General features: G+C 70.9%; 9 protein-coding genes. 2 read left to right on the forward strand and 7 right to left on the reverse strand.

Annotated features, from left to right (window positions below; all coding sequences use genetic code 11):
* Position 1: 1 nt before the first annotated feature.
* From CR470_RS13075 to CR470_RS13095, 5 genes are all read right to left on the reverse strand, one after another.
* Positions 2-826, reverse strand: a complete 825-nt coding sequence (locus tag CR470_RS13075) for an ABC transporter permease (protein ID WP_097867764.1) — start codon at positions 824-826, stop codon at positions 2-4.
* Positions 823-1,788, reverse strand: a complete 966-nt coding sequence (locus tag CR470_RS13080; protein ID WP_097867765.1) for an ATP-binding cassette domain-containing protein — start codon at positions 1,786-1,788, stop codon at positions 823-825. Before CR470_RS13080 ends, CR470_RS13075 begins: the two co-directional genes overlap by 4 nt.
* Before the next feature lie 77 nt (positions 1,789-1,865).
* Positions 1,866-2,507, reverse strand: coding sequence for a PadR family transcriptional regulator (locus tag CR470_RS13085; protein WP_097867766.1), 642 nt, complete (start codon positions 2,505-2,507; stop codon positions 1,866-1,868).
* 198 nt (positions 2,508-2,705) lie between these two features.
* Positions 2,706-4,163, reverse strand: coding sequence for an aldehyde dehydrogenase family protein (locus CR470_RS13090; protein ID WP_097867767.1), 1,458 nt, complete (start codon positions 4,161-4,163; stop codon positions 2,706-2,708).
* Between the two features lie 58 nt (positions 4,164-4,221).
* Positions 4,222-5,085 carry a helix-turn-helix domain-containing protein gene (locus CR470_RS13095; RefSeq protein ID WP_097867768.1) on the reverse strand — a complete coding sequence of 288 codons (864 nt, stop codon included), beginning with the start codon at positions 5,083-5,085 and terminating at the stop codon, positions 4,222-4,224.
* Positions 5,086-5,442: 357 nt separating this feature from the next.
* Here CR470_RS13095 and CR470_RS13100 point away from each other — a divergent pair, with 357 nt between their 5' ends.
* The gene (locus CR470_RS13100; RefSeq protein WP_097867769.1) at positions 5,443-5,949 is read left to right on the forward strand and encodes an ATP-binding protein; all 507 of its coding nucleotides are present in this window, start codon (positions 5,443-5,445) and stop codon (positions 5,947-5,949) included.
* A gap of 37 nt (positions 5,950-5,986) precedes the next feature.
* Here the strand turns inward: CR470_RS13100 and CR470_RS13105 are convergent, their stop codons facing one another.
* Entirely contained in the window at positions 5,987-6,229 is a 243-nt protein-coding gene (locus tag CR470_RS13105) for a DUF397 domain-containing protein (protein ID WP_003968242.1), read from the reverse strand.
* A gap of 254 nt (positions 6,230-6,483) precedes the next feature.
* Here CR470_RS13105 and CR470_RS13110 point away from each other — a divergent pair, with 254 nt between their 5' ends.
* Positions 6,484-7,020 carry a hypothetical protein gene (locus tag CR470_RS13110; RefSeq protein WP_097867770.1) on the forward strand — a complete coding sequence of 179 codons (537 nt, stop codon included), beginning with the start codon at positions 6,484-6,486 and terminating at the stop codon, positions 7,018-7,020.
* A gap of 34 nt (positions 7,021-7,054) precedes the next feature.
* Here CR470_RS13110 and CR470_RS13115 read toward each other — a convergent pair.
* Positions 7,055-8,509 (reverse strand): FUSC family protein (locus CR470_RS13115; RefSeq protein WP_097867771.1); only part of this gene is annotated, 1,455 nt, incomplete at its 5' end.

Genomic DNA, 8,509 nt, shown 5'->3' on the forward strand with positions numbered 1-8,509 from the left:
ACTACCGGCTGAGGCGCGAGAACCTGACCACCGCCAGCGGGAAGAACACCGCGACGATGGCGATCGGCCAGAGCACCGCGAGGAGCCCGGCGTGCTCGGCCGCCCAGGACCCGGTCGCACCGCCGGGATTGCCGAACAACTCCCGTACGGCGGTGGCCGTGGCGGACATCGGGTTCCACTCGACCACCGCGCCCAGCCAGCCCGGCATCGACTCGGGGGTGGCGAAGACGTTGGAGAGGAAGCCGACCGGCCAGACCAGGATCTGGACCGCCGCGACCATCTCCGGCCGCCCCGCCACCATGGCCAGCAGGATGCCCACCCAGAGCATCGCGAACCGCAGCAGGAGCAGCAGACCGAACGCCCCCAGCGCGGCGGCGGCCCCGTGGTGCCAGCGCCATCCGACCGCGTAGCCGACCCCGGTCATCACCGCGAGCGCGGCCGTCGACTGGAGCATGTCCGCGGCGCTGCGGCCGACCAGGACGGCGCCGGGGACCATCGGCATCGAGCGGAAGCGGTCGATGACCCCCTTGCCGAGGTCCTGGGTGACGGCGAGCATCGTGCTCTCCAGGCCGAAGGCCATGGTCAGCGCGAGCATCCCGGGTACCAGGTACTCGGTGGGGTCGCCATCCACGCCCCGGCCGCCGCCGACCAGATACGTGAACATCAGCAGCAGCATCACCGGGAAGACCAGGCCGACGAGGACCTCGACGGGCTGCCGGGCCCAGTGCGCCAGTTCGCGGCGGGTCATCGTCCAGGAGTCGGCCAGTGCCCAGCCGAGCCGCAGGGACGCCCCGCCCGGTCCGGGCGCCGTCGTCGTCGCGCTCATGCCGCCACCTCCGCCTTCTTCTCACGCCGTACGTCGTCGGGCCGCCCGGTCAGCGACAGGAACACCTCGTCCAGGGTGGGGCGGCGCACCGCGATGTCCTCCGCCTCGATGCCCGCCTCCTCCAGCATCCGCACCGTCCGCGCCAGGGCCGCCATCCGGTCCGGGGCGGGCGCGCCGATCCGCCGCCGGTCGGCGTCCAGCACCAGGTCCGCGCCGCCGAGCAGGGCGCCCGCCTCCACCAGGCGGGACGCGTCGCGCAGGACGATCTCGATCCGGTCGCCGCCCACGAGGGCCTTCAGCTCGTCGGGGGTGCCCTCGGCGACCGCCCGGCCGCCGTCGATCAGGGAGATCCGGTCGGCCAGCTGGTCCGCCTCCTCCAGATACTGCGTGGTCAGCAGCACCGTGGTGCCTCCGCCGACCAGGGACCGCACCGCGTCCCACACCTCGGTCCGGCCTCGGGGGTCGAGGCCGGTCGTCGGCTCGTCCAGGAACAGCACGTCCGGATCGGTGATCAGCGACGCGGCCAGGTCGAGGCGCCTGCGCATACCGCCGCTGTACTGCTTGGCGGCCTTGCGCCCGGTGTCCGCGAGGCCGAACCGCTCCAGCAGCTCGTCCGCCCGGCTGCCAGCCCGGCGTGCGCCCAGGTGGTACAGCCGCCCGAACATCTCCAGGTTCTGCCGTCCGCCGAGCTGCTCGTCCACCGCCGCGTGCTGGCCGAGCAGCCCGATCCTGCGCCGGACCTCGCCCGCCCGCTCGGCGACGTCGAGGCCGGCCACGGTCACCCGGCCCGCGTCGTGGCGCAGCAACGTCGACATGATCCGTACGGCGGTGGTCTTGCCCGCGCCGTTGGGGCCGAGCACGCCGTGCACGGTGCCGCTGCCGACGGCCAGGTCCAGTCCGTCCAGGGCGCGCTTCTCCCCGTACCGCTTGTGCACGCCGTCCATGACGATCGCGTCGGTCACGATTCCCGCACCCTTCTGTAGTCAAACTTGACTAGAAGGTCGAAGGTAAACCCCGCACGGTCATTCGTCAAACTTGATTAGTCGTGGTCCCCGGGATCGGGGACACCGGTGGCGTAGGGGTTCTCCTCGTCATCGGCGAGCACGCCGACGAACGGGTCGCCCTCGCCCGCGAAGGTGTACGCACCGCCCTCGACGCGGGCGATCAGCCCCCGGGTCCACTCCACGCCGGCGTCGGCCGAGTGCACCCACAGGTTCATGATCTCGCCGATGTGGCCGAGGGATTCGGGGCCGTCCTCGGGGGTGTAGTGCTCGGTGACCGAGGCCCGCCACCTCTTCATGGCCTCGACGCGCTCCTTGAGCAGCGCGACCGCCTCCTCCCGGGGCAGGTCGACGATGAACCCGACCGCCGCCGAGAGGACGTCCATCTGCTGGTCGTAGGAGCGGATGGCGTCACGCAGCAGGGCGCGGTACTCCGCCAGCCCCTCGTCCGTGACCTCGTACTCGGTGCGCGGCGGTCCGCCGGCCGTGGAGGGGGCCGTCTCGTGCGCGAGGAGCAGTCCTTGCTTCGCCATCTGCTTCAGGGCGTGGTAGATCGACCCGGGCTTCGCGTTGGACCACTCGTGGGCGCCCCAGTACTCCAGGTCGTTGCGGACCTGATAGCCGTGTGCGCGTCCGTGCATACGCACGGCGCCGAGGACCAGCAGCCGGATCGCGGACATGACACCCCTTCCTATTCAACTTTGACTAGGGTATCCCGCCCGCTTGCGCCCGGCCCGTGGGTGTGCCCTCACGGATACGGGCCGGGGTCGACAGCGCGCCACGACGAGGCATGCGGGCGCCGGGAGCCTCGCCCCGAGGACGGAGGGGTCAGGTCAGGTCAGGTCAGGTCAGGTCAGGTCAGGTCAGGTCAGGTCAGGTCAGAACGGGAAGACCGAGCGACCGTGCTGGATCGACATCCACTTCTGCGTGGTGAACGCCTCCACCACGGCCTCGCCGTTCAGCCGTCCCACCCCCGACGTCTTCTCGCCGCCGAACGCGACCAGCGGATCGTCCTGCACAGTGGAGTCGTTGACGTGGAACATCCCGCTGACGATGCGCTGCGCGAACTTCACCCCGCGCTCCGCGTCCCGGGTGTGCACCGCGCCGCTGAGCCCGTACGGGCCCTCGTTGACGATCCGCGCGGCCTCCTCCTCGCCGTCGAACGTCATCAGCAGGGCCACCGGGCCGAGGATCTCCTGGTGGAACAGCGGGGAGTCCTCCGCGAGGCCGGTGAGGACGGTCGGGCCGACGACGTTGCCGACGGTCCGGCCGCGCACGAGCGCCGTCGCGCCGTCCGCGAGCGCCCGGTCGACGAGGGCATCCAGCGCGTCGGCCTGGAAGGCGTTGATGACCGGTCCGATCCGGGTCTCCGGGTCCCTCGGGTCCCCGGTTCTCAGGGCGGCCACCTCGGCGGTGAACCGCTCGGTGAACTCCGCCGCCACCGACCGGTCGACCAGGATCCGGTTGGCCGCCATGCTGACCTGCCCCTGGTGCAGGAAGCGGCTGAAGACGGCCGCCCGGACCGCGTAGTCGACGTCGGCGTCCTCCAGCACCACCAGGGCGCTGTTCCCGCTCAGTTCGAGGATGGTCCGCTTGAAGGCGCCCGCCGCGGTGGCGGCGATGTGCCGGCCGACCCGGTCGGAGCCGGTGAACGAGATCACCTTGGGCACGGGGTGCTCGATGAACGCGTCGCCGATCTCGGCGCTGTCGGTGACCACCACGTTGAGCAGCCCGGCCGGCAGCCCGGCCTCCTCGAATATCTTCGCGACCAGACCGCCGCCCACGACGGGCGCGTTCTGATGGGGCTTCACGACGACCGCGTTGCCGAGCGCCAGGGCGGGCGCGACGGACTTCATCGTCACCAGGAAGGGGAAGTTGAAGGCGCTGATGACGCCCACGACACCGACGGGGAGCCGGTAGAGCCGGTTCTCGCGGCCGTCCCCCACGGCGGGCAGCAGCCGCCCCGTGGGCCGCAGGGCCTGGCGGATCGCCTCGCGCAGGAACTCCGTCGCGCCCCGGATCTCGTACTGGGCCCGCAGCCGGGTGCCGCCCAACTCGTCGATGATCGCCTCGACGATCTCCTCCGTACGCTCACCGGTGACGCGGAGCGCGCGTTCGAGGACGGCGCGACGCTCGTACGGATTGACGGCGGCCCATGCCTGCTGCGCGCGCTCGGCGGCCCGGTAGGCCCGGTCGACCTCCAGCGCGGTGGCCACGGTGACGGCGGCGAGTTTCTCACCGTTGTAGGGATTGAAATCGATGATGTCCCATGAGCCGCTGCCGGTCAGCCACTCGCCGTCGATGTACTGGTGGGCCAGTTCATGGAAGAAGGACATGCAATCCCTTACTGCAGGCGTTCGCAGACTCCTGATGCGACGTCATCGTACTGAGAAATTAAGCCAGTTGGAGTAGACCGCGCAGAAGATCCCGGCTGTCTTCCGGAGTGGGGCTGTCCTGGGCGAGGCCCGTCATGGCCTTTTCGTACTGCGCGACTTCCTCGGGCTTGTCCAGATAGAGCGCGCTCGTCAGCTGCTCCAAATAGACAATGTCCGACAGATCGGATTCCGGGAATCGCAGCATCGTGAACGATCCGCTCTCGCCGGCGTGGCCGCCGTGACTGAAGGGCATGACCTGGAGCGTGATGTTCGGCTGCTCCGACATATCGATCAGATGCCGCAATTGGGCACGCATGACGTCGCGTCCGCCGTACGGGCGGCGCAGCGCCGCCTCGTCGAGAACGGCGTGGAACGTCGGGGCGCGCTCCGAGACGAGGGCCTTCTGGCGCTCCAGACGCAGCGCCACCCGGCGGTCGATCTCGGCGGGCGGGGCTCCACGCATCCCGCGCGAGACGACGGCGTGGGCGTACGCCTCGGTCTGCAACAGCCCGTGCACGAACTGCACTTCATAGATACGAATGAGGGACGCCGCACCCTCCAGACCGATGTACGTCTGGAACCAGCCGGGCAGTACATCTCCGTAACTGTGCCACCAGCCCGCCACGTTGGCCTCACGGGCCAGGCCGAGGAGGGAGTCGCGCTCCGCCTCGTCCGCGACTCCGTAGAGCGTGAGCAGGTCCTCGACGTCCCTGGCCTTGAAGCTCACCCGTCCCAACTCCATGCGGCTGATCTTCGATTCGGAGGCCCGGATCGAGTAGCCGGCCGCCTCACGGGTGATTCCGCGCGACTCCCGCAGCCTCCTGAGCTGAGAGCCCAGGAGGATACGTCGCACCACCGATCCACTCGACTCGCCTGCCGACACTGGTCCGACCCTCCCCATCGCTCTCCCTGACATCCGGAGCCCCCCAACCCCGAGTGCCGGATTCTGCCACCAAAACGCTTCAGCCCGTACTCATTCGATTACGGAAATGGGAAGACGTTGAGGAAAGCTCCGAAACTGACCCCGGGAAGAAATACCCCGGAACCACCACGGTATCGGGCAGGTCCGGCGCGTGCACGTGCATCTGCCCTTGCATCTGCCCTGCGCATTCGGAACCATGGTCCTCGCGCACCTGCGTGCTCGTGTTGTGCCGCTGTACCCCCCGCAGTACCGCTACAGGCAGTGCCGCTACAGCCGCGAATCCCGGGAGTGCCTCGTATGGGGACGAATGGATCGACGATGCTCGAGCCGTTACGGCAGGGGCTTCCCCCCACCGACCCCTCAGGGGTTGCCGGATCGGCGTCCTGCGCTCTGCCCGCACGCTACGAAGCAGTCGGCGGCGCACGGAAGTTCACCCGGTCGACGCTGGAGCGATGGGAGCTGGGCGACCGTTTCGACGATGTCGCCCTGGTGGTGTCGGAGCTGGTCACCAACGCCCTGCGCCACGCGCTGCCCGGCGATCCGCCCCGGGAATTCCAGGATCCGCCGGTGCGGCTGCACCTGATGCGCTGGACCTCGCGACTGGTGTGCGCCGTGCGCGACCCCAGCCGGGAAAGCCCGGTGGCGGGCGAGGCGGCGGATTCGGCCGAATCCGGCCGCGGACTGTTCCTGGTGGAATGCGTCAGCGACAGCTGGGGCTGGCACCCCTCTCCCGTACCGTTCGGAGAAGTGCCTTCCGGCCCGCTGTACGGCAAGGTCGTCTGGGCCCTTTTCCGGCTCCAGGAGAACCCGAAGCCGGTTTCGTGAACGCCCCGGTCCGGCCCGTCACGGGCCGGACCCCGCGTCAGGCGCCGGCGGCGAGATGGTCGAACTCGCCGTCCTTGACGCCGAGCAGCAGCGCCTCGATCTCCGCGGGCGTATAGACGAGCGCGGGCCCGTCGGGGTGACGGGAGTTCCGCATCGCCACATTCCCTCCGGGCAGCCGCGCGAACTCCACACAGGATCCCTGGGAGTTGCTGTGCCTGCTCTTCTGCCAGACGACTCCGCGAAGCTCTGTGGCCGCCATGCCGTTGTACACGTGGTGCACGGACGCTCCCCGAGTTGCAAGGTGCAAGTGTCAACTAGCTCGGATCATAGCTCTGTTCATATGCCAATGCATGAGCAGATGCACGTGCACGGGGGGTGCTCCTTTGATTACAGACTTTTCCGCCCCGGTCGCGCCCTCCGGGAAGAGAGACGAACGGCACGCCTATTTTGCTCCCGCTCAAGGGAGTTGATCGTTGCGGACCTTGGTAACGTGGCGCGGTCTTTCGACCGGAAAACTGCAAGGGGGAACTCCACGTGACCAGGTCTCTACGCACCGGCGCCGTCGCGGTCGCCGCTCTGGCCGCCTCACTGGCGCTGACCGCGTGCGGCGGTGACGACGCGAGCAAGGATTCCGGCGCGGATTCCTCGGCCGGCGCGACGCCCGGGAGCGGCGGCGGCAACGGCTCCGGGGAGTCCGCCGGAAGCGGCGCCGCGGACCCCGCGGCGCTGGAGGGCACCTGGGTCGGGCTGACGGACGCGAAGAACGTCACCGTGTCCATCAGCGCCCGCAAGGTCGCCCTCGTCGCCGACCAGTCCGTGTGCCAGGGGGACGTGAAGGACATGGGCGGCGAACCGATGCTCGCGCTGAAGTGCACCGGCGGCTCCACCGACCGCACGATGGGCGCGATCGACTCCGTGGACGGCACGAAGCTGGTCGTCTCGTGGGACGGCGGCGTCAAGGACACCCTCACCAAGGCCGACCCTGCCAAGCTTCCGAGCGGCATGCCCTCGCTCCCCGGCATGCCGGACCTGCCCGAAGCCCCGGACCTGCCCGAGGTCCCCGCGCCGTGACGACCGCCGCGGCCTGACGCCCGCCGACGGCCGCTCAGCCCTCGGCCAGCGTGCTGCTGACGCGGGTGGAGCCGCCCCGCTCGTCCAGGGCGCGGGTGAAGTCCTCCAGCGCGTCCAGGAGCAGCGCCGCGCCCCGGCGCACGACCGGGTCGCCGACCGGGGTCGTGCCGTCGTCCGCCGGGGTGGGCATGTCCCAGTGGGCCACCGCGTCCACCACCGGCTGCCAGTCGGGCAGCCGCCGCTCCCGTACCGCCTTGGCGCCCTTCTCGGTGGCCCGGCGCAACGCCTCGGCCAGCTGGGCGGCGCCGGGCACCGGGTCGGCCGACCGGGCCGGCAGATGGGCCTCCAGGACCATCGCGGACCGGCCCAGCTGGGCCAGCGCGTGCTGGGCGTCGGTGGCGGCGGCCCGGGAGATGCCCCGGTGGCGTACCGGCTCGTGCTGGGCGGTCGCCAGCGCCTCCTGCCAGGCCACGCGGGCCTCCCGGGTGGCGATCAGGGCGTCCCGGACGTCCTCGGCGTCCCGGGATGCGGGGTCCGCGTACCGGTCGACGACCGTGGCCGCGTACCGCCCGTCCGCCACCAGCCACTCGGCCAGCCGGTTGCGCAGCCGCGGGGTCTCCCAGGCCGGGTAGACGGCGTACGAGATCATCGCGAGGAGTCCGCCGACGAGCGTCAGCACGATGCGCTCGGTGACGGTCTGGGACCAGTCGTCGCCGGCCATGCCGAGCAGGAAGACGACGTACGCGGCGACGCAGACCTGGCCGACGGCGTAGCCGGTGCGCATCAGCAGGTACATCAGCCAGGCGCAGATCACCGCGAGGAGCGCGGCGAGCCGGGCGTCGGGGCCGGCGGTCTGCACGACGGCGGTGGCGAGCCCGACGCCGACCAGGGTGCCGCCGAAGCGTCCCGCCGCGCGGGCGTACGTCTGCGAGAACTCGGGCCGCATCACCATGACGGCGGTCATCGGGGCCCAGTAGCCGTGGCCGAGCGGCACGGCCTCGCCGACGAAGTACCCGGAGACGGCGACCACCGCGACCCGGATGGCGTGCCGCAGGATCGGCGAGCCGTGGTGCAGCTCGCTGCGCATCGAGGCCAGCACCACCGGGACCAGCTTCAGCAGCGTGGGCCGGTGGCGGGTGTCCGGGGCGAGGTCGGTGGGGATCCCGCTGTCGGTCCCGGTGCCCTCCGCGATCTCCAGGACGTCGTCGAGCAGGGCCGCGAGCCGGTCGGCGGCGCGGCGGGCGGGGCCGACGAGGATCACGTCGTTGTCGGGGGTCTTCAGGACGCCCAGGTCGGTGGCGGAGAGATGGACGGGTTCGCCGTGCCGGACGGCCCGCGCGGCGGCGTCCAGGACCGATCCGGCCGCGCCGAGGAGCTCGTTCACCCAGAGCCGCTCCAGACCGTCGCCGGGCACCCCCATCGCCGGGTCCGCGAGCGAGGCGAGCACCGGGCGGAGCCGCTCGGCGACCCCCCGGGCCCCGTGCAGCTC

Origin of the sequence: Streptomyces sp. rh34 (genome assembly GCF_002551245.1) — a bacterium.
Taxonomy (GTDB): Bacteria; Actinomycetota; Actinomycetes; order Streptomycetales; family Streptomycetaceae; genus Streptomyces.